This window comes from Streptococcus suis, from assembly GCF_002960425.1.
Classification (GTDB): domain Bacteria; phylum Bacillota; class Bacilli; order Lactobacillales; family Streptococcaceae; genus Streptococcus; species Streptococcus suis_S.
The window spans coordinates 27,737-49,310 of record NZ_POIZ01000087.1 but is presented as its reverse complement, the minus strand read 5'-3'; the positions used below and the strand labels follow the sequence as shown (position 1 = coordinate 49,310).

At 41.8% G+C, this 21,574-nt stretch carries 25 protein-coding genes; 6 read left to right on the top strand and 19 right to left on the bottom strand.

Translation table 11 applies throughout. The features are described from left to right. Positions 1–134 precede the first annotated feature (134 nt). The 4 genes from C1G57_RS09845 to C1G57_RS09830 all read left to right on the top strand — a co-directional run bounded on the left by C1G57_RS09845 (position 135) and on the right by C1G57_RS09830 (position 3,728). Complete coding sequence (locus tag C1G57_RS09845) at positions 135–833, top strand: GntR family transcriptional regulator (RefSeq protein ID WP_105114737.1); 699 nt, start codon at positions 135–137, stop codon at positions 831–833. A 117-nt stretch (positions 834–950) separates the two neighbouring features. Then, a complete protein-coding gene (locus C1G57_RS09840) occupies positions 951–1,283 on the top strand; it encodes a putative DNA-binding protein (protein ID WP_024378637.1) in 333 nt (110 codons plus the stop codon). A gap of 12 nt (positions 1,284–1,295) precedes the next feature. Then, on the top strand, positions 1,296–2,870 hold the full coding sequence (gene ffh / locus C1G57_RS09835) for a signal recognition particle protein (RefSeq protein WP_105114736.1): 1,575 nt from the start codon (positions 1,296–1,298) through the stop codon (positions 2,868–2,870). A gap of 192 nt (positions 2,871–3,062) precedes the next feature. Continuing rightward, the gene (locus C1G57_RS09830) at positions 3,063–3,728 is read left to right on the top strand and encodes a SatD family protein (protein WP_105114735.1); all 666 of its coding nucleotides are present in this window, start codon (positions 3,063–3,065) and stop codon (positions 3,726–3,728) included. A gap of 34 nt (positions 3,729–3,762) precedes the next feature. Here the strand turns inward: C1G57_RS09830 and C1G57_RS09825 are convergent, their stop codons facing one another. After that, positions 3,763–4,197 (bottom strand): GNAT family N-acetyltransferase, encoded by a 435-nt coding sequence (locus C1G57_RS09825; RefSeq protein WP_161941149.1) that lies wholly within the window; start codon positions 4,195–4,197, stop codon positions 3,763–3,765. A 340-nt stretch (positions 4,198–4,537) separates the two neighbouring features. On the opposite strand from C1G57_RS09825, the gene C1G57_RS09820 reads away from it, so the two are divergent. Both C1G57_RS09820 and xerS read left to right on the top strand, forming a co-directional pair. Next, positions 4,538–5,500, top strand: a complete 963-nt coding sequence (locus C1G57_RS09820; protein ID WP_193434488.1) for an Abi family protein — start codon at positions 4,538–4,540, stop codon at positions 5,498–5,500. Between the two features lie 740 nt (positions 5,501–6,240). Then, positions 6,241–7,311 carry a tyrosine recombinase XerS gene (gene xerS, locus C1G57_RS09815; RefSeq protein WP_105114733.1) on the top strand — a complete coding sequence of 357 codons (1,071 nt, stop codon included), beginning with the start codon at positions 6,241–6,243 and terminating at the stop codon, positions 7,309–7,311. Positions 7,312–7,380: 69 nt separating this feature from the next. Here xerS and C1G57_RS09810 read toward each other — a convergent pair whose 3' ends face one another. The 18 genes from C1G57_RS09810 to trmFO form a co-directional block, all read right to left on the bottom strand. Further along, positions 7,381–8,889, bottom strand: coding sequence for a phosphomannomutase/phosphoglucomutase (locus C1G57_RS09810; RefSeq protein WP_105114732.1), 1,509 nt, complete (start codon positions 8,887–8,889; stop codon positions 7,381–7,383). 75 nt (positions 8,890–8,964) lie between these two features. Next, complete coding sequence (locus tag C1G57_RS09805; RefSeq protein WP_105114731.1) at positions 8,965–9,906, bottom strand: sensor histidine kinase; 942 nt, start codon at positions 9,904–9,906, stop codon at positions 8,965–8,967. Then, positions 9,903–10,571: a response regulator transcription factor gene (locus C1G57_RS09800; RefSeq protein ID WP_024385222.1), complete on the bottom strand. Its 669-nt coding sequence runs from the start codon at positions 10,569–10,571 to the stop codon at positions 9,903–9,905. Before C1G57_RS09800 ends, C1G57_RS09805 begins: the two co-directional genes overlap by 4 nt. 38 nt (positions 10,572–10,609) lie before the next feature. Further along, a complete protein-coding gene (locus C1G57_RS09795; protein WP_105114730.1) occupies positions 10,610–10,876 on the bottom strand; it encodes a type II toxin-antitoxin system RelE family toxin in 267 nt (88 codons plus the stop codon). Further along, entirely contained in the window at positions 10,860–11,111 is a 252-nt protein-coding gene (relB, locus tag C1G57_RS09790) for a type II toxin-antitoxin system RelB family antitoxin (RefSeq protein WP_105114729.1), read from the bottom strand. Before relB (C1G57_RS09790) ends, C1G57_RS09795 begins: the two co-directional genes overlap by 17 nt. A 90-nt stretch (positions 11,112–11,201) precedes the next feature. Further along, positions 11,202–13,172: an FtsX-like permease family protein gene (locus C1G57_RS09785; RefSeq protein ID WP_105114728.1), complete on the bottom strand. Its 1,971-nt coding sequence runs from the start codon at positions 13,170–13,172 to the stop codon at positions 11,202–11,204. Then, complete coding sequence (locus tag C1G57_RS09780; RefSeq protein WP_024407069.1) at positions 13,173–13,925, bottom strand: ABC transporter ATP-binding protein; 753 nt, start codon at positions 13,923–13,925, stop codon at positions 13,173–13,175. It lies immediately after the preceding gene. A gap of 8 nt (positions 13,926–13,933) precedes the next feature. After that, the gene (locus C1G57_RS09775) at positions 13,934–14,323 is read right to left on the bottom strand and encodes a NisI/SpaI family lantibiotic immunity lipoprotein (RefSeq protein ID WP_105114727.1); all 390 of its coding nucleotides are present in this window, start codon (positions 14,321–14,323) and stop codon (positions 13,934–13,936) included. A 12-nt stretch (positions 14,324–14,335) separates the two neighbouring features. Beyond that, a complete protein-coding gene (locus C1G57_RS11295; RefSeq protein WP_105114726.1) occupies positions 14,336–14,476 on the bottom strand; it encodes a hypothetical protein in 141 nt (46 codons plus the stop codon). A 98-nt stretch (positions 14,477–14,574) separates the two neighbouring features. Beyond that, positions 14,575–15,309: a TraX family protein gene (locus C1G57_RS09765; RefSeq protein ID WP_105114725.1), complete on the bottom strand. Its 735-nt coding sequence runs from the start codon at positions 15,307–15,309 to the stop codon at positions 14,575–14,577. 12 nt (positions 15,310–15,321) lie between these two features. After that, a complete protein-coding gene (locus C1G57_RS11290; protein ID WP_169050761.1) occupies positions 15,322–15,459 on the bottom strand; it encodes a hypothetical protein in 138 nt (45 codons plus the stop codon). Positions 15,460–15,599: 140 nt separating this feature from the next. Next, positions 15,600–16,766: an ATP-grasp domain-containing protein gene (locus C1G57_RS09760; RefSeq protein WP_105114724.1), complete on the bottom strand. Its 1,167-nt coding sequence runs from the start codon at positions 16,764–16,766 to the stop codon at positions 15,600–15,602. A 17-nt stretch (positions 16,767–16,783) separates the two neighbouring features. After that, positions 16,784–17,530 (bottom strand): esterase family protein, encoded by a 747-nt coding sequence (locus C1G57_RS09755; protein WP_105114723.1) that lies wholly within the window; start codon positions 17,528–17,530, stop codon positions 16,784–16,786. Positions 17,531–17,557: 27 nt separating this feature from the next. Then, a complete protein-coding gene (locus C1G57_RS09750) occupies positions 17,558–18,382 on the bottom strand; it encodes an alpha/beta hydrolase (RefSeq protein WP_105114722.1) in 825 nt (274 codons plus the stop codon). An 82-nt stretch (positions 18,383–18,464) separates the two neighbouring features. Then, entirely contained in the window at positions 18,465–19,502 is a 1,038-nt protein-coding gene (locus tag C1G57_RS09745; RefSeq protein ID WP_105114721.1) for a DNA glycosylase AlkZ-like family protein, read from the bottom strand. Between the two features lie 72 nt (positions 19,503–19,574). Continuing rightward, complete coding sequence (locus tag C1G57_RS09740; RefSeq protein WP_105114720.1) at positions 19,575–19,853, bottom strand: type II toxin-antitoxin system RelE family toxin; 279 nt, start codon at positions 19,851–19,853, stop codon at positions 19,575–19,577. Then, positions 19,846–20,079, bottom strand: a complete 234-nt coding sequence (relB, locus tag C1G57_RS09735; RefSeq protein ID WP_105114719.1) for a type II toxin-antitoxin system RelB family antitoxin — start codon at positions 20,077–20,079, stop codon at positions 19,846–19,848. The genes C1G57_RS09740 and relB (C1G57_RS09735) overlap by 8 nt, the downstream gene beginning before the upstream one ends. A gap of 118 nt (positions 20,080–20,197) precedes the next feature. Continuing rightward, positions 20,198–21,532 (bottom strand): methylenetetrahydrofolate--tRNA-(uracil(54)-C(5))-methyltransferase (FADH(2)-oxidizing) TrmFO, encoded by a 1,335-nt coding sequence (gene trmFO, locus C1G57_RS09730; protein WP_105114718.1) that lies wholly within the window; start codon positions 21,530–21,532, stop codon positions 20,198–20,200. Positions 21,533–21,574: the final 42 nt, after the last annotated feature.

Below are 21,574 nucleotides of genomic sequence, written 5' to 3'. Positions count from 1 at the left end.
TATAGATTTTACTGATTTTGTTATAGGGAAAGGAGGCTGATTGTTTGTCTGCGAGATTTTTACAGATAAAAATCGGTCTATATTGGTCAAAATCTTGATATTTTGGTAAACTAGAAGCAAGAAAGGCTAGACAGATGAAAGCAGCATACATCACCATTCATGATAAATTAAAAGAACAGATTGACAAGGGAGTTTGGGCAGTTGGACAACGCTTGCCCAGTGAGCGCGATTTGGCAGACGAGTTTGGCGTTTCACGGATGACCTTGCGCCAGGGCATTACCCTGCTGGTCGAAGAAGGGGTTCTTCAACGTAAGGTGGGGTCTGGCACCTATGTAGCCAGCACACGGGTCCAAGAAAAGATGCGTGGAACAACCTCTTTTACTGAATTGGTACAACTCCAAGGGAAAATGCCGAGCAGTCAGTTGTTGTCTTATACTCGTACCAAACCAAATGAGAAAGAAGTCGAGCAGCTTGCTTTAGGCAAGGGGGAATACGTTATTCGGATGGAGCGGGTTCGCTATGCTGATAATGTCCCTGTTGTCTATGAGGTAGCCAGCATTCCCGAACGCTTGATTAAGAACGTTCCCAAGGAAGATGTAACCAACCATTTCTTCAAAACCCTTATTGATAATGGCTATCGGATCGGAACAAGTAAACAAACCATTTTTGCCCGACTGGCTAATGAAAAGGTCGCCAAATATTTAGAAATTTCAAAAAATCAAGCTATTCTAGCTTTAAGACAGGTTTCCTATCTAGAAGACGGTCAAGCCTTTGAGTATGTCAATAGCCAGTATGTTGGTGAACGGTTCGAGTTTTATCTGGAGAATAATTAGTAGCTCTACGCTCGATTGTATGACGTAATATAAATTATGTAAACAACATCTGTTTTCTAGGTACGGAAGCAGATGTTTCTATTTATTTAAGACGGAATTTTTGATATAATAAAGCTTATGGAAATTGAAAAAACCAACCGAATGAACGCCTTGTTTGAATTCTATGCAGCCTTGCTGACAGATAAGCAAATGAACTACATTGAGCTATATTATGCAGATGATTATAGCTTGGCTGAGATTGCTGAGGAATTTCAAGTTAGCCGTCAGGCGGTCTATGATAACATTAAACGAACAGAAAAATTACTGGAAGATTATGAGATGAAACTACATATGTATTCTGACTATGTAGTGCGTAGTCAGATTTTCGATGAAATACTCACTAAGTATCCAGAAGATGCTTATTTGAAGGAGAAAATCGCCATTTTAACCAGTATTGATAATAGAGAGTAAGAGGAGAAGTATATGGCTTTTGAAAGCTTAACAGAACGTTTGCAGAGTGTTTTTAAAAACCTACGTCGTAAGGGGAAAATTTCTGAGAGTGATATCCAAGAAGCCACCAAGGAAATCCGTCTGGCCTTACTAGAAGCCGACGTTGCCTTGCCAGTTGTAAAAGATTTCATCAAAAAAGTACGTGAACGTGCTATCGGTCATGAAGTCATTGAAACCCTGAACCCCGCTCAACAAATTATCAAAATCGTTGATGAAGAATTGACGGCTGTATTGGGGTCTGAAACGTCTGACATTATCAAGTCACCAAAAATTCCAACTATCATTATGATGGCTGGTTTGCAGGGGGCTGGTAAAACGACTTTCACAGGTAAGCTGGCCAACAAACTCAAGCAGGAAGAGAATGCTCGTCCTCTCTTGATTGCGGCCGATATTTATCGTCCAGCTGCCATTGACCAGTTGAAAACCCTTGGTCAACAAATTGATGTACCTGTATTCGAGTTGGGTAATCAAGTCCCTGCCCTGGAGATTGTACGCCAAGGTTTAGAACAAGCCAAAGCCAACCACAATGACTATGTCTTGATTGATACGGCCGGTCGTTTACAAATTGACCAAGCCCTTATGGCTGAATTAAGAGAAATCAAAGACTTTGCCCAACCAAATGAAATTCTCTTGGTTGTCGATGCCATGATTGGTCAGGAAGCTGCCAACGTTGCGCGTGAGTTCAATGATCAACTGGCTATTACTGGTGTGATTTTGACCAAGATTGACGGCGATACACGTGGTGGTGCTGCTTTGTCTGTCCGCCACATCACTGGTCAGCCAATCAAATTCACCGGTACTGGTGAAAAAATCACAGATATTGAAACCTTCCACCCAGACCGTATGTCTTCTCGTATCTTAGGTATGGGTGACATGCTGACCTTGATTGAGAAGGCGAGCAAGGAATATGATGAGAAGAAATCATTAGAACTCGCTGAAAAAATGCGTGAGAATACCTTTGATTTCAACGATTTCATCGATCAGCTGGACCAGGTTCAAAACATGGGACCAATGGAAGACTTGTTGAAGATGATTCCAGGTATGGCTGGGAACCCGGCCCTTGCCAACTTGAAAGTTGACGAGCGTGAAATTGCACGAAAACGCGCTATCGTATCCTCTATGACACCAGCTGAACGTGAAAATCCAGATTTGTTGACACCCAGCCGTCGCCGTCGTATTGCTAACGGTTCTGGCAATAGCTTTGTCGAAGTCAATAAATTTATCAAGGATTTCAACCAAGCGAAAACCATGATGCAGGGCGTCATGTCGGGCGATATGAGCAAAATGATGAAGCAAATGGGCATCAATCCCAATAATCTTCCTAAAAATATGCCAAATATGAACGGTTTGGATATGTCTGCACTTGAAGATATGATGGGCGGTGCAGGAATGCCTGATATGAGCCAACTAATGGGAGGAGCTGGCATGCCAGATATGTCCCAAATGTTTGGAGGCGGTTTGAAAGGTAAAATCGGTGAATTTGCTATGAAACAAGCCATGAAACGCCAAGCCAATAAAATCAAGAAAGCCAAAAAGAAGAGAAAATAATCTCTTCTTTTTACTTTTCAGTCAAAATAGCTAAGCTACAGCAATAAGAATAGGAGTAGCAGAGTAGATAAAGTGATTTTTGAACATCAAATCTTTCCGTTATAATAGAAAGAATTAAAAATATCCTTTTTAATAGACAAATTAAATAATGTCCGTTATAATGCACATATAGTCACAAATAAAGGAAAAACAATGAATTATATCGCAATAATTGGAAAAATAATCAATTTTCAACACGTTTCCAACCTTAGCAATAGGCAAGAAGAACTGAACCTGCACTTAAATAAAATCAACCGTTCTTTTTCAGATGAGTTAGCATCTCCATTTACAATCATTAGGGGAGATGAATTTCAGGCCTTATGCAAGCCTAACCCTTATATATTTTTGATGATCGACCAAATTCAGTTGGCTTTTCGTGACCAGCTTGAAATCCGTTTTGGAATTGGTTTAGGGGAAATTCTAACCCCTATCGATCCCAAACAAGGTATCGTAGCAGATGGACCAGCTTACTGGGAAGCACAGAAGGCGATTGAGTTTATTCTTGATAAGGATGATTATGGTAGTAGCAAGCTCTCATTTTCTTCGGAGTACAAGCAAATAGACCGTGTTATCAAGTCATTACTTTCTTCAAGTGATTTTATCAAGGCTACATGGAATAAATCACAGACGGATTTATTTGAAGCCTTAATCAACAATAAGATTTATCAGGAGGATTTTAAGCAAAAGCCAGTTGCTGAGAAAATGAAACTCAGCCAAAGCGCCTTTACCAAACGCTTAAAATCGAGTGGGATAAAACTCTATTTCCGCAATCGAAAAACAGCAATGGATTTAGTCCTGCAGCTCAGTCAAAGAAGTTAATTTTGTTTACATAATTTATTTTGTGTAAACTTTTTTAGAGTTCTAATCGCAATATAATTTCATCTTTATCGTATTCGCCAGTTTCAACAAAGCCAAGCGATTGATATAAGGCTTTGGCTGGGGTGTTTTGGGATAAAATGCAGAGCTGAACAGCCGAAAATTTTCTTTCTGAGCGGAATGTTTCCAGTAACTGCGTCATGGCCTGACGCCCCAAACCTTGTCGCTGATAGGTGGCATCAATAAAGAATTCAGATATGAGATAAGCTTGACCATCAGGATAATCATGATATAACACCAAGCCAACAGGACAATCTTGCTGGTAAATCAAAGAAGCCTGGCTATCAAACATCCGATAAGCAAATGCACGTGCCAAAGTTGTCACCTTATCCGCAACAAACTCAGCCTGGTCAGGAGAAACTGATAAAGGAACTCGCCAATTCTCTGGGTTAATGGGAACAAAATCAAGCATAAGAACCATTCTTTCGTATTTATTTGTATTATAGCAAAAACTAAAAATTTATGAACAATTGACCTTACATGGTCTAACCCCTTGATAATACTGGGATAGAAGCATAAAGTACATTGATTAAAAATCGAAAATAGCGGTGAGGTAATAGGCTCAATTGTACATTATTTGAAGACGATAATGTGTCATTTTATATAAATTTTTATTCTGTCAAAAAATCACTAAAGTACTTGACGTCTATCTAAATATACTATATAATTAGTATGAAATATCAATGGCCGCCCTTGCTTCGATTGCACAGACATGTTCTGATGGGTGGTTTTTTTATTTAAGGAGTGTTCAGATGAGTAGTTTTCCCCATAAAAGTTTTGAGGAACAAGTTGCTTTGTTAGAATCAAGAGGCATGCTGTTTTCTGGAGAGCAGGACAAGAAAAAAGCTGAGCAAAAGTTATCAATAATTTCTTACTATAAATTAAAGGAATTTGCTAGACCTTTTTCAAAAATTGTGACAGTTGATGGAGTGCGTCAAATAAATTACCAAAACACCCCATTCAAAAAAATTACTGTTAGATATTATCAAGATAAACGATTGCGTCTCCATCTATTGGATGCACTTGAAGACATTGAAGTAGCTTTAAAAACTCAAGTAGCATTTGTTTTAGGTTATAGGAGATTAGGGTCATATGGATATTTAAATTTCTCACTGTGGTGCAATAAAAAAGAGTACTGCAAGCATTACCTAAAATATCGAGAAGAGAAATTTAAAAAGCAGCTCAAAGCTGAATTGAAAAGAACAACTTCTCCAGAAATCAAGGAAAAATTGAAAATTGACAATATGAAATATCCTCCAATTTGGTTGGCTATTAACCTAATGACGTTCGGTCAGATAATCAACCTTATCGAATTGATGTCAACAAATAATATTAGACAAATAGCTAAACAATATGATTGCAGTGATGCTGAGTTACTTTCTTGGTTGAAATGTTTAAACTTATTAAGGAATATGTGCGCTCACAATTCTAATATTATTGATCTTAAGATGCACACGACACCAATGCTTCGTGAGGAATGGAAGGAACTCTTATACGAGCTAAAAGAAGGTGTTTATTCAAACCGCATTGCTCTGCCGATTATTATAGTGAAATATATGATGGATGCTATTGATAACCAATATAATTTTAGAGAAATTTTTGGTTCATTTAGAAAATTGATTGACAAAAGCCAAAAGCAAGCAAATTACTACGGCCTTAAAAGCAAGGAAGTATTGAATAGTTTGCAACATAATTCTTTGTATACTAGAATTTGAAATTAGAATAATCTTTGTTTTCTAAATATTAAATAGATGTATTAAAAAGTCACTCAATAGTAGTGACTTTTTAAAATACTTACATTTTACGCAAATATTGGACTCTGTAATTTGTGGTATAATAGAAGTTAGTTAATGAACTTTATTTGATTGTGAAGTAAGGAGCGAATTAAAATGATAAAAGGTATTATTGCAGCAAAATTATTGAAGAGGTTATTTCTTAACTTAGTGATGAATGTTAATTAAATTAAGAACCAACAAATTTTTACCAATAACTAAATTTCAATTAGAAAATATAACCATTCATCGCAAGTGGAAATGTAACAAATGCGAAGTTGAATTTAGCCTATCTATTGATTTTATTCAATATAAAAAAATAAAGCAGGTCAAATTTGACTTGCTTTTTTAAATAGAAAATTAGTTTAAAAAGTTCCCCCAAAAAGTGATTTTTAAAATTTTCAAATGTAGATTTTTTAAAAATATCCAGAATTCTAAAATTTTAGTTTTCAGTGAAATAATGTAAATTTATCAATAAAATATGGAATTGTTGATTTTGAGTTTACCGTGAAATAATGTAGATTTTTGAAATTTTGGGCGTGAAAAAAATTTCTAGTTATATAGCAATTCTTTGGTTATATTAAAAATATCCCTATGTACATCTTTCCGAAAAACTATAATTTTCTTGAAACTTAAATAAGATTATGCTATACTACTCATATAGCTAAAATCAGGAGAAAATGATGAGACGCGAATTATTATTGGAAAAAATTGAACAGCTAAAAGAAATCATGCCTTGGTATGTTTTGGAATATTATCAGTCCAAGTTGTCTGTGCCTTACAGTTTTACAACTTTGTATGAATACTTGAAAGAATACCGTCGTTTTTTTGAATGGTTACAGGATTCGGATTTGGTATCTGTGGAACGGATTGCTGACATTCCCTTGGATATTCTGGAACATTTGACAAAAAAAGATATGGAAGCTTTCATTCTTTATCTGCGGGAGCGTCCCTTACTGAACGCTAATACCACGCAGAATGGTGTGTCGCAGACCACCATTAACCGTACCCTGTCGGCACTTTCTAGTCTCTTCAAGTATTTAACCGAAGAAGTGGAAAACGAGCAGGGCGAGCCCTACTTCTACCGCAATGTCATGAAGAAGGTGTCCACCAAGAAGAAGAAGGAAACTTTGGCGGCTCGGGCGGAGAATATCAAGCAGAAACTCTTTTTGGGCGATGAAACGATGGAGTTTTTGGACTATGTGGACAAGGAATACCAGGTTAAGCTGTCCAAACGTGCCCTCTCCTCCTTCCAAAAAAACAAGGAACGGGACTTGGCGATTTTGGCACTTCTCTTGGCATCTGGTGTTCGTCTGTCTGAGGCGGTCAATCTGGACCTCCGTGATGTCAACCTCAAGATGATGATGATTGAGGTAACGCGTAAAGGTGGCAAGCGTGACTCGGTCAATGTGGCTGGGTTTGCTAAGCCTTACTTAGAAGCCTACATGGGCATTCGCCAGCAACGCTATAAGGCTGAAAAAACGGATACGGCCTTTTTCCTGTCTGAGTACCGTGGTCTGCCTAACCGCATCGACGCTTCTTCCATTGAGAAAATGGTGGCTAAGTATTCTGCGGACTTCAAGATACGCGTAACCCCCCACAAACTCCGTCATACCTTGGCAACACGGCTCTACGACGCCACCAAGTCGCAAGTTCTGGTCAGTCACCAACTGGGCCATGCCAATACCCAAGTCACTGACCTCTATACCCATATCGTCAACGATGAGCAAAAAAATGCTCTGGATAAATTATAACTTTGCGTAATATAAATTATGTAAACAAATCAAGGAGTAAGTGAAAACTTACCCCTTTTTCTCTTAAATCTAAATTAATTCCTTCAATTTTTCCTGATTGACTGCTGGGTACTGGTCCAAAAAGGCTGAGAGTGTTCGTAAAACGGCAGGTATGTGTCCGGTCTGGTCGTTTTCCACCTGCAAGACCAAGAGTGGCTCGTGGAGGCTCATACGGAGCAAGAGCCAGCCGTCACCATAAGGCTCAGTCAGGTCAAATCGCACTCCTTCTTCGTTTTCTGGGTTAAAAGCAAAGCCTTCGAGGTTGGTATTTCTGAGATCAGCAATGACTTGTTCACCAAGTGCTCGATAGTTTGTAGCTTCCAGCTTGAACCGCACTTCTTGGGTTTCAAGTGGTTGCTTGAGCTGGGCAATCAAGTCGTCCAAGGACTTGCCTTCCGCTTGTAGCTTGGGTAAGAGCATGAGAATCTTAGCCGCCACATAGGTCCCGTCATCGAGGAAGTAATTCTCTTTAAAGGCGGCATGTCCAGAAGTTTCGATAGCCAACTGGCAATCAACTCCCTCTTGGTTTGCTAAAATGGCACGGTTGATGACATTACGATAGCCTGAAATATAGCGAATTTGTTTGCCTCCCAGACTTTCTATAAAGACCTTAAGGTGTTCAGTCGTTGGGGAATTAGTCACAATGCTGGTTCCTGGATGTTCAGCTAGGATAATCTGGCTAAGCACGGCAATCAGGTTGTTACGATTGAGTATTTGACCGGACTTGGTCACTAGTGCTGCACGGTCAACATCGGTATCAAAGATAATACCAAGATCTGCACCTTGCTTCAAGACAGCCTGACGAATGCTTTCCATAGCTTCCTTGTTATCAGGGTTTGGAACGTGATTTGGAAAAGTTCCGTCTGGGTCTAGGAATTGTGAGCCTGTGGTATCTGCTCCTAGCTCTGCCAACACTTTCTCAGCAAAGAATCCTCCTGCACCATTTCCAGCATCGACGATGATATTGAGACCTGTCAGTGGTTTTTCTTGTTCGCCACAAGCGGTACGAATTTTGCCAACTAAGTCTTGGGCATAAGGCGTAATCAGGTCTGCGGTGGTCACACTTCCAAGGGATGAAGCTGGCAAGTCTTCACTATGCGAGAGGATGAAGTCAATATCTTCGTGCTCTGCTCCGCCATTTTCCGAAAAAATCTTAATGCCGTTGAAGTAATAAGGCAGGTGGCTAGCAGTGATCATGACACTAGCGTGGCACTTGAACTGCGGATACTGGGTGCTCATGAAGAGGGCTGGCGTAGTGGCCATACCGAAGTCGAACAGCTGAACGCCCAAACGCACCGCTTCTTCTGTGAAGGCGGCAACCAGGTCTGGACCGCTGAGGCGGCTATCTCGACCGATACCAATCTTGAGCTGTCCTTCCTGATAGGCCTGCGCCAGTTCTGGCTTCTGAGTTAGCCAATGAACAAGTCCGCGAACCACTTCCTTGGTAGCCTGTGGAGTGAGATTGACAGCATATTCATCTGTAGCGATAGCAATTCCACGAATATCCGATCCGTTTTGCAAAACATGATGGTGTGACATAGTAACCTCCTGATTTTCTAGTAGTTTCAGTATATCACAAAATCAAAACGCTTTCAAAAGGAAAAAGTACAGCTTCTACTGTACTTTGGTGATGGTTACAGTGGTGCCGACGTCTACTCGGCTTTCCACTGTAATGCCTAAATCTAATTGACTTAGAATACGCTTTGTCAAATAAAGCCCAAAACCTGTCGCTTTTTGGTGTTCACGGCCATTAAAACCTGTAAATCCCTCATCAAACAGGCGTGGAATGTCTTCTGCCAAAATGCCAATTCCCGTATCGGAAATGGAAATTCCCTCATTCAATTCAATGGCCACCTTACCACCAGTCTTATTGTACTTGAGGGCATTGTCAATAATCTGTGACAAGGCAAAACTGAGCCATTTTCTGTCGGTTTTCAGTAGCCAATTTCCATCGATGGTCACTGAAATATCCTTTTGCAAGAACTGATTGCGGTATTTTTTGACCAAATCCACCACCACTTCTCTTACTTCCACCTGCTCAAAACGAAAATCACTGGCATGATTGGTCAGCTTGAGGTAGTTGAGGAGATTGGCCATGTAATTATCCAAGCGCAAGAGCTGATGATCGACATCTTTCTGATTGAGATTGTCAGTCTGGCTCATTAAAGACAGGGCAGCCAGAGGCACTTTCATCTGGTGGGACCACATTTTGACCATAGCTTGCAGGTCCTCTTCCCGTGACTTATAATCCAAGAGCTGCTCCCGCGTCGCCTCCTTCTCCGCCTCAATCAAGTTGAGATAGGCAAGGTCCACAGGCTTATTCAGCAGGGGCAAAGCTTCTTCATGGACATAGTCTTCCAAGGCTCTCATGCGGTTGCGAAACTTCCAGAAAAGCCCTGCAGTCAGAAGGATTAAGAGGGTTAGGGACAATAGCAGAGCGTTTTGCAGGAATTCGGTGGGCAGTTTGTAAAGTAAAAAGAGCAAGATAAAACTACCAGCCAAGACCAGATAGGCGAAATAAAAACTACGGTATTCTCGGATAAATTTTGCTATCATTTGACCAGGTACCCCACGCCACGAACAGTATGAATACGGTCAAAACCAACCTCACTCACCTTCTTACGCAGACGGGTCATGTTGACATTGAGCGTATTCTGATCGATAAATTCTTCATTTTCCCAGAGTTTTTCCAAGAGTTCTTCCTTACTGACAATCTGCCCTTGTCGTTCTAGTAAGGTGGATAAAATTTTGGTTTCAGTAGGTGAAAGCTGAACCTGTTCCGATTCGCTTGAAAAACGCCCGTCCAGACTAAGCTGGAATTGATCGATAGACAAGTCAGTTGATTTGCTGAATTGATTGACCCGACGCAGGAAGGCACCGATTTTGGCATCCAAAATCCCTAGAGAAAAAGGCTTGGAAACAAAATCATCGCCACCCATGTTCATAGCCATGACCGCATTCATCTCGTCATCGCTAGAGGAGATAAAGATAATGGGCATGGTCATGGTTTTACGGATTTCCGTTGTCCAATAAAAACCGTTGTAATAGGGCAGGCTAATGTCCATCAGCACCAAGTCTGGTTTGATTTCTGCCACTTCCTGACTGACAGCTCGGAAATTCTGCACACTCTCTACCTGATAAGATTTTCCCAAATGTTGCTTCAAGAGTTGGACAATCATCTCATCATCTTCAACAATATAAATCTTTTCTTTTTTCATCATCTTCATTCTGTAAAAGCCAGGACACAGGTCTTGGCTTTTTATTTATATACTTCTTTTCGATGCCCGACTTCAAGGGCAGTTACAATCAATTTATCATCCTCAATGCTGACGATAACCCTGTAATTACCGATGCGATAGCGCCATTGGCCAGAACGATTGGCAGTCAAGGCTTTTCCGTATTGTCTGGGGTTGTCAGTCACATGACTGGACAGGTAGTTGGTAATCTGTTTTTGAGTAAATTTGTCCAGTTTTTTCAACTGTTTGATAAAACGACAGGTTGGTACGAGTTTATAACTGGTCTTCATCCGTCAACCCCAACTCTTCCAACATCTCCTCCCAGCTAATCGGCTCAATTCCATTCGCCAAGTCAGCCTCGTATTCAGCCAGAGCGGTGTCTGCCACACGCGCATCGTACTCGTCTTCAAGGGCTTCAAGCGTTTTAGTCCGAATGAGTTCTGACAAGCTGACACCTTCAAACTTTGCCATAGCCTGCATAAAGAGCTTGTCCTGCTCAGAAACTTTCAATGTAATAGCTGCCATTTTCGCACCTCTTCTAGTATTCCGTTGGTATTACTATTGTAACACCATTTCCTAAAAAAATCAAGAAATCCCGCATAAGCGAGACTTCTTCTACCGTTCAATAATGCGATAATAGGTCCGACTGGTCCACTTGTAGATGACAAAGTAGATCAAGGCGACTGCCAACAATGTAATTCCACTAACCGTGTAAATCATGCTGGAAGAAACCACACCGAACATCATCAACATTTGTTTGAGCATGACTAGGGCGACGACAAAGTGCAGGGTTGCCATAGCCAGTGGCATAAAGAAGACCAAAAGCGTTTGAGAGTTGATAGTTTTCTTGACAGCCTGCTGGCTCATCCCCACTTCCTGTAAAATCTTGTAGGATTTCTTGTCCTCATGCCCCTCCGAATACTGCTTGTAGTAGATAATCAGGGCAGCACCCAGCAAGAAACTAATGCCCAACAAAAAGCCTGTAAAGAGGAAACCACCTGTGAAACCCATGATCATATTATTGAAGTCTGTTTTCTGCATGGCATTTCCTAGGTATTCTCCATTTTCATCCAGAATATGATACATATCGCCTGCCTGCTCTCCAAGAGAGAGCACTTCTTCATCAGTCAAGTCGGTAAAGATACGGTAGTCCAGACTAACCTGATAGCCTTGAGGATTATTTGATTCATAATAGCTACGAATAGTTTGTAGAACACTATCATCGCTAACCACCATGACGGCAGCATTGAGCGTATTAGTAATATCAGGGAAAATAGCTGTATCAAGATTTACTACATTCTCGAAAGTACTATCTCCCAAAGTGACTTTCTCTAGCGATGGCATTTCACTTGGACGGATAAAGGCTACTTGATTGACAGCCAGCTCTGGCAAGTCATTGCCCAACTTCCTGAAGTCATCTTGAGTGATGAAGTAAGTATAAGCCATTTTGCTAAAGTCTGGATTGGTAATGGTTTCCGGACTAATGACAATCTCACTACCACCATCATAGACTAGACCAGCTTGATAGGTCAGATAAGATAAGCTGTCATTGGCTTTTTCTGGAAAATGGCTGAGCACCGATTGCTGGAAGGCCATTTCACCCTGACTTCTATTCGCAACGTGATAGGTAATGGATGTTTCCTTTGGATAAAGTCCACTGGTCATATTGGTCATGCCTGTATAGAGAGAAGTAGTTGTCGCAATGGTAACAAAGGCCATGACCGCAAGCAGTGTAATATTGGCCAAACCTGTTGCATGTTGCTTCATCCGAAAAATCATCTGCGATGTGGTAATGAAATGCTCTGGCGTGTAAAAATAGCGTTTGTTTTTCCGCCGAGCCTTCAAATACCAAGTCATAAAGCTGATGTAGAACAGATATGTCCCCGCAATGACAAAGAGAACAGCGATAAAGAAACGATAGATGACAGCAACTCCTGCAGATTGAGAAGAAAGTGACAGGTAGTAGCCAACGCCTAGGCTAAGGACACCAAGAGCAGCCAAGAGAAGATTCCCACGTGGCTCCTTCTCCCCTTTTTCACTAGCTCGGAACAAAATCAGTGGACTGGTCTTGCCAATGGTCCGAATAGCCAGCAATTCCAAGAGAAAGAAGATACCAGCAAAGAGAAAGGCGGTCATGACAAAGGCCAGAGGTGCAATTCCAAAATGCAAATCACTATAATTTGTTAGATTGACAAAAATCAAGTAGAGAACATTTGCGAACACACCAGCTAAGACAGAACCAAGAACCACAACCAGTAAGAATATCATCATCAATTCTAGGCTGGCTATCAAGGCTACTTTTTTCTTGTTCATCCCCAGCATGTTATAGAGACCAAATTCCCTCGCCCGTTGTTTCATCAGGAAATTAAAACTATAAATCTCCATAATGACCGAGAAAATGGTCAGAACAACAACACCAAGACCGATAGAAACGGCACCAGAGCCCATGGTCTCCATAACTGGACTGAGCATGAGTAAGAACATGGAACAAATCAGAGTAAATAGCACAAGACTAGCTAAAACAAAGGGAGCAAAAACACCCATGGATTTTCGGATATTTTGCCCAGCAAGTTTGAGGTAAAACATCTACTCACCCCCTAAAAGTGCAGACATATTGAGCGAAATTTCCTTGGCAAAGTCTTGATTGCTCTTGCCTGCCTTGTATAGTTGATGGAAAATCCGCCCGTCCTTGATAAAGAGTACTCGCTTAGCATGACTAGCTGCGTTGGCTGAGTGAGTCACCATGAGAATGGTTTGCCCGTCTAAGTTGATGTCTTCAAACAAATTCAGCAAGTCTTCCGAATTGCGGTAATCTAGGGCAGCCGTCGGTTCGTCCGCTAGAACAATCTGTGGCTGGGTAATCAAGCTACGGGCAATGGCCACGCGCTGCTTTTGTCCACCAGATAGTTCAAAGGGACGTTTTTTCAGCAAGTCCTGAATCCGCAGTTTTGGCGCCAAAACTTTCAACCGTTTTTCCATTTCCTCATGGCTGGTACGGGCCAATACCAGAGGTAAAAAGATATTGTCTTGGATGGACAGGGTATCCAAGAGATTAAAATCTTGGAAGACAAAGCCTAGGTTGCGCAAACGGAAATCTGCCAGCTTGCTTTCCTTGATTTTCGTAATATCCTGATTGTTTAAGATAACAGAGCCCCTCGTCGGCTTGTCCAGGGTTGCTAGAATGTTGAGCAAAGTCGTCTTACCAGAACCACTTTCCCCCATGATAGCGATAAACTCGCCCTCTTCTACCTTAAAATCCACATCTTGCAAGGCACGAGTTTCCTCTTTTGAAAAGCGCGTGCGGTAAACTTTTTCTAAATGATTGATTTCTAATAACATATAAACTCCTAATTGTTTTCTTTGGATAAATCAACTGTATCAAGTAATGCTTGATAGTTGATTCGGTCTGATTCAGCAATATTATCTTCTAAATCTACCTTATAATAACCATCCTGGACACCGATGGCCCAGTCATTGCTAGTGGTTACATAGAGATTATTCAGAGATACTGTCTTTTTCACTGCCCCTTCTTCTTTGACAACGGGCCACTCCAGAAACTTGACTTCTACTTCTTGAATATTATCCTCGGCAACTGCTACTTTGCTAACGGCATAGTCTTTTCCCTTGTAATGAAAGGTTTGATAGCCCTCATCAAAGCTAAGGCTTGCTGAAGAGGAAGAACAAGCAGTTAGCATTATACTGCCCAAAGCCAGCAAGCCAAATACATTCTTTTTCATAGTTTCCTCCCTCTAGTATGCCATAAATCGCATCGTTTGCAAATCATGGGCGAGTTCTTCTAAAAATTCTGCCTGTTCCAAGAGTTCAGCCTTTTCTTTTTCTGAGAATACCTTTTCTTTAATTCTCTTTGCTTGTAAAAATTTGAATGACATATAATTTCCTTCTTTCTCTTTCTTATGAATCTATTATAGAAAATATTCCGCTTGTACCCACTTACAGTTTTGATTTAAAAACTTACAGCTTTGTAAGGTTAGATAAAATAGGCAATGGTTGCCAGTAGCCACAAGTGTAGCGGATAGAAAATGTAAAAGAAATAGCGTGAAAATGCTGTCCGGGGCCCTGCTTGTCCATTATAATGACTTAGAATTGGCAAGACCAAGATAAATAACCAGTCAGCATTGTAGAGCATCATCTGGACAGTCATTTCAATACTTTCATAAGGCTGATAGGACAAAAATAGTAACAATAGGGCCAATATTCCATAAGCGATGTTGCGTTTAACTAATGATTTGCGTCCCATATATGTAATGAGGATGAAGGGCAAGACCACAGTGCCGCCTTCTGTTAAAAAGGCACCTAAGATAGTCAGCAGTCCAACCGATAGGACTTGAAGGATTTGTTGCTTTCTAGTGTGTTCAGCAAAATTTCTAAGACAAACCAACATGGTTAGACCAACTGCTAGGGTCATAAAAATATTATTGCTCATGTAAATCTCTTTTGACTGGTAAAGGCTGTTTAGCAGAGTATTGCCAAGAGCCATGATCCCTGCCGCCCCATACAGTCGTAACAAATAGGCTTTGACATTACTCGTATGAAGATAGCCTTCAACCAACATGTAGGCAAAGAAAACTGCGACACAGCGAGTAACCATGTGAAAAACTAGGCTAAGTTGGTCTGGGATAAATCCAGGGACGATATCCAGATGATCCAGCACCATCAAGCCAGCCATAGCGAGTTTCAGTTGATAAGCATTGTAAGATTTCAAGATAACCTCCTTCTAGTACATCCAGTTGCGGTGCAACAATTCATGTTCGAGCTCAAATAAAAATTGGGCTTCTTTTTCTTGCTCTTCTGGCTGTTTGCTTGCTTGTGATTTATCAAACACTTGCTTGACTTGTAAAAATTTGAATGACATATTGATTTCCTTCTTTCTATTTCTTATGAGTCTATTATAGAAAATAGTGCGCCTGTACTCTCTTACAATTCTGACTTAAAACCTTACAAGATTGTAAGGAAAGAAAAAAAGACACCATTTTAGGCATCTTTCAATTCATTCTATTTAGTTAAACCAATGTAGGCAATCATTTCATCCAACTCTTCCTTGCTCTCTGTCACAAGGAGGTAGGCATCATTTCCTTGCAATTCTGCAAAGGCATCGGGCATGCGTTTGACGGTTTTAATCTTACCAGCAAATTTCTGATGAATGTCATCTGCAGAGTGAACATAGTCAGTTGTATCTCGGCGAGTTGCGACCAAGCAGTATTGTGGTTCAAATCTACGTTCCTCAACTGTACCACCTGTTGCGATATTAGCATAGTCACGGAAGAGATCAATGGAATGGGCATAGTTGTAGGCTTCAACTGTGAAACCACCTGCCATACGGTTATTGTATTCAATGGCAATGTAGTCGTCCCCATCCTTGAAAAATTCAATATGGAAAAAACGCTCTCTCATACCAAAAGCCTTGATAATAGCTCTGCCATATTCCACCAACTTTGGATCTAGTTCTTTCTCGATAAAGTAGGCATTGTCCTTCTTGGTTTGCATCAATTCAAATGGAGTATGAACATAAGTCAAGCCTGTTTCAAAGACAACATTGCCGTCATGGTCTAACAAACCATCATAAGTAGTGATAATACTTGAATTGACGAATTTTTCAAAGAAATAGACAGTGGTTCTATCCCAGTTTTCGATAAATCGCTCAAAATCTTCTTTATTTTCGATTTTGAAGGTACCAGATGCACCAACACCGTTATCTGGCTTAGCAATCATGGGAAAACCAACATTCTTCAAGGCTCTACCAAAATCACGTTCTGTTTTGACAACAACACCAGGAACGACTGGAACTCCTGCTTTTTTGAAATATTTTTTCATCTCAGACTTAAATTTAGTCTTTTTCAGGTGTTTTGGCTTAGCTCCAAAGATATTGAATTGTTCGCGGAGAGCCGCATCGTTTTCCAACCAATGCTCATTGTGGGATTCCACACGGTCAATCGGACCATGCTTGTATATCAAGAAGGCAGCTGCACGCTTGACTTCATCAATATTTTCCAAATCTTCCACACGGAAGTATTCTGTAAGGGCATGGCGGAGCTCCTCAGGCAGTTGGTCGTAGGGTTCTTGCCCGATACCTAGAACCGTAACGCCTTCTTTTTTAGCCAATTCAATGGTAAAAGGTTGAAAATTTTCTGGATAAAAAGGGGAAATAACGAGATAATTCATAGGCAGTCCTTTCTAGTTTATAGTCCGATTGAGTGGAGGAAGAATGGCATTTGTTTTCTCCACCAAACCCAGTCGTGCGCCACATCCGTGCCCCAGGTATCGAACCAAGCTGGGATATTCTTCTCTTCAAAGGCGCGCTTGAGATTATAGAATGAATCCAATCCATCCTGTTCCCAATCGCCCAAACCTGTGCAGACGATAATATCAGCCTGACGGTATTTATCGATAAACCAGCCGTCGTTTTGGTTCCAGATATAGTCAGATGGTGAGTTTTGATAAACAGCATCGTCATGGCCATAGTCTTGATTATTGTTGAAAAAACGAGCATCATAGACACCTGAAAGGGCGATAACTTTTGTGAAAACATCTGGATGCTGGAGGAAGAAATTCAGCGCGTGGTAGGCCCCCATAGAGCAACCAGTCGTCATCATACCGTCAAACCAACCAGTTTTATGTTTGATAAATGGAATAGCTTCTTCAATCACATAGCGCTCATAAGCACGGTGAGCTTCTGCCTTGTCATGGATGGATTTCCAATCCGCCAACCAGCTTTCTTTATCATGACTGGTTAGAGTGAAAAATTGGACATTGCCAGCCTCAATCGAACCACGGCAGGCTTCAATCATCCCAAAATCTGCGTATTCATTGTACGAACCGCCTGATGAGGCAAAAACAACTACTGGAATACCCGCGTGACCATATCTGTTCACATTCATTTCTCGACCAAGATGGCCAGACCAGTGACTTAAAAATTCTACATGCATATTCATTCTCCTAACTAATTCTTTACATTACCACTTTTCGCTTAAAAAGCGCAAGCAATCTGGCAAATAAGCTGCCCAGGCTTCCTCATTATGGACGGCACCAGAAACAACTTCCAAGGCGATATTGTCCAAAGCTACTCCACCAGCGAGTAATTGACGATAGTAAGTCAATGAAGAGTTGATATAGGCTTGCTTGATATTGCCTGCCATGAGGGTTTTATCCGTATCATCTGCCTCTTCCGTTCCAACGTAGATATAGACACGCTGGTCCTTGTCTAAGTTTTGGCGTTCAATATAGCGGTCAAATGCCTCTTGATGAAGCCAGTTAGCTGATGAAAAGACACCCAGACAACCGATTTGGTCTTGATAGGCTAACCCCATAAACTGGGTGATGTTGCCACCTAATGATGAACCAATCATTGCAGTATGGGCCTTGTCAGACTTGGTGCGATAGGTCTGGTCTATAAAAGGCTTGACCACATCCATGACAAATTCGGCATACAAGGTTCCCTTGCCGCCAAACTGAACACCTGGAATGCCCATCTCGCTAAACTTCCAAGCTGCATACTCGTGCATACGTTCCGCACCATCATTGTCAATGGCTACAATAATCATCTTTGCAATATCTGGATTTCGCTTAATGGTCGGAATAATCTTCCAAGAATGACCTGAAAATGCTTCTTTACTGTATAAAACGTTTTGCCCATCATGGAAATAAACGACTGGATAGGTCGTTTCCGTATTTTCTTCGTACCCTTTTGGCAATAAGACACGGACACGGCGTTTGCGACCGGTGAAAGGAACTTCTAATTCATGGGTTTTCATATCCAAATAAAAGTAGGACTTATTCATTGCTATCTCTTTCTAAACAGTGTTTTTAGTATTATACCATAGATTTTCTGAAATATTCAGAAAATTTAGTTATTTTATTACATTATTCTGATTTTCCGAACAATTTTTGCTCCGTTTTCAAACGCTCCTCATAGCTCTGGCGATAACTTTCCAGTTCTTTCAGTTCACGACTGGTCAGATTTTCAAAGATAGCCAGTTCAATCCTATCCTTATCTCGTCGCCAGGTCGCAACCAGTCGCCCCTTGTAGAAGACAACGGGTTTGACAATGCCTGTCAGCGTATACATCTGGCGGATATGTCTGGGGTCAAAGAAAGGATTGGCTTTCTTTTCATAGCCTAGTAAGAGTTGGTCAAAACCTGCAATGAAGAGGCATTCAGGTAATTCAGCTTCTTCTAATTCTCCTAGATAAAAACGTTCTTCTCCTGCTACCTCAAGGGTTTTCAGGTCTAATTGCTTCATCCATTTTAGGACCGTCGATTTATTTTCCTTAAAATAGTAACGGGCATCCGCAAGGCTGACAGGCCCAAAACCTGCAAAATACCGTCGAGCGATTTCCAGCTCTGCTTTTTCCCGCGAAAGTGGCTGAAAGTCTGTCAGACGATGAAAACGCTTGGCTCCGTACTCTTGGTAGACTTCCCCACGCTCGACCATGTAGCGAAAGAGGCCGCCCCAAGCATTGAAGACCAACTTCTCCTCTTCCTGCATCATCTTTTCCCCACGGCAAAGGACCTTGAGATCCTCACGGGTCATAGGACCTTGCTCAAGGGTTTCTAAAATCAGCTGGTGGTACTTCTGCTTGGTCTGAGGACTAAACCCGTCTCGTCCTTCTGTCTTGAGGTAGTCGGTGCTGGCCAGCCGCCCCTCGTGGATATAAAGGGGAATTTCCGACTGGAGATAGGCATGAACCGTCCGCCGAATGGACCACTGGCGTGTCAGCTCCTCCTGCCAGCTCCCCTCATGAAAATCCTTCGCTGTCATACGGTTGCGAAATCCGACATGAACATAGGGCTGAAACTGAGCCTGTAAGCCGTTAAGATTTCGGCAGATTTGCTGAACAGATTGAGGTTTTAACAGGCCTTGTTTCTGTAGAATAATGCCCTTCCAAGTATCGTGATTCATTCGTTTCTCCTTCGCTTTTCTAACCCCAGTATAACACAAAAGACACCCGAAGGTGTCTAGGATGAAATTCTCTCATTTCAACTTCTTATAAATTTCCGAGCGATGTCCTACATGAAGATTGAGGAGTACCAGTTCTCCATCATCAACCACAGCAATAATGCGATAGTTTCCAACACGGAAGCGGACATAGCCAGCTAGATTGCCCGTCAGGTATTTTCCTGGAGAACGAGGAAAATCCACATCTACCAGATGCTTATCAATCCACCTAGCAATCTGCCGACTGGTTCCCTTATCGAGCTTGTCCATATCCTCAAAGAAACTCGGGGCATAGTCTACACGATACTTAGCCATAGCGTCTCATCATTTCTTCATGGCTATAGGTTTTCTTACCGCTGTCAGCCCACTCTTTGTAGGTTTTTTCTGCCCTTACCAGATCGTACATATCTTCTAATTTTTCTAAAACTGCTTCCCGAATGAAGTCCGTCTTGGTCATGTGCTGACCAGCAGACACTTCCTCGATTAACTGGACCAAATCTTCGTCAAAGCGCACCGCAATCGGTTTTGATAAGGTTGGCATTTCTATCACCTCTTCATGTTTACTATGTAAACATTATAGTCTGAATTAAGAAAAATGTCAATCAACTTTCCAGACAACACAAAAGACACCCGTAGGTGTCTGGAGTTAACTGATTATCTTAGTAAGCCAAAAACTCTTCCAAGTCCTTGAGGGAACGCTCTGCTATTGCCTCGTAACGCTCCTTCTTGTCGCGGATACGCGGTCCGTCCAGCTCCTTGATGATACCAAAGTTGACATTCATAGGCTGGAAGTGCTTGCTTTCGGTGTGGGTGATGTAGAATGGCAGAGCTCCGATGGCTGTGGTCTGCGGGAAGATGACTGGCTCTTCGCCACGGAAACGGCGAACAGCATTGATACCAGCCACTAAGCCAGAGGCGGCAGACTCGACATAGCCTTCTACTCCTGTCATTTGACCTGCAAAGAATAGATTTGGATTTTTCTTGGTCGCAAAGGTCTGTTCCAATAAGTTTGGCGAATCCATGTAGGAATTGCGGTGCATAACACCGTAGCGGACAAACTCAGCATTTTCAAGCCCTGGAATCATCTGGAAGACTCGCTTCTGCTCCCCCCACTTGAGATGGGTTTGGAAGCCGACAATGTTGTAAAGGCTACCTGCTGCATTGTCCTGACGGAGCTGAACAACTGCGTACGGAGTCTTGTATTCGCCATCACGTGGTCCCTTGTAGTCATCTGGGTATTCCAGACCAACTGGCTTCATTGGTCCATAAAGCATGGTTTTGATGCCACGTTTGGCCATGACTTCAATCGGCATGCAGCCTTCAAAGTATTTTTCTTTTTCAAAGGAGTTGAGCGGTGCTTCCTCGGCTGAAATCAAGGCTTCATAGAATGCGGTGAATTGTTCCTTGTTCATCGGCGCATTAAGATAGGCAGCTTCACCCTTATCGTAACGGGACTTAAGATAAACCAAGTCCATGTTAATGGTCGAGCTGTCGACAATCGGTGCTGCCGCATCGTAGAAGTAAAAACCGTCGCCACCATTGAGTGCGTGAATTTTTTCTGCCAAGGCGTCAGACGTCAAAGGCCCCGTCGCAATGACTGTAATAGCATCTTCGGGAATCTCAGTAATCTCACCACGAATGACTTCAATCAGTGGGTGATTGTGAATTTCATCTGTGACTGCTTGAGAGAAGTTCTCACGGTCCATAGCCATAGCACCGCCAGCAGGCACACGGTGGGCCTCGCCAGCTCGCATGATAATAGAATCCAAACGACGCATTTCTTCCTTGAGAAGACCGACAGCGTTGGTCAAACTATCACCACGGAATGAATTGGAACAAACCAACTCGGCAAACTTGTCGGTCTTGTGCTGAGGAGTCGGTTTGACACCACGCATCTCGTAAAGTTTGACAGGAATGCCACGCTTGGCAATCTGATAAGCAGCTTCTGAGCCAGCTAAGCCAGCTCCGATAACATTAATGTGGGTTTGAGACATGAAACTAATACCTCTAGCCAGATAATCTGACTACTGTTTGGG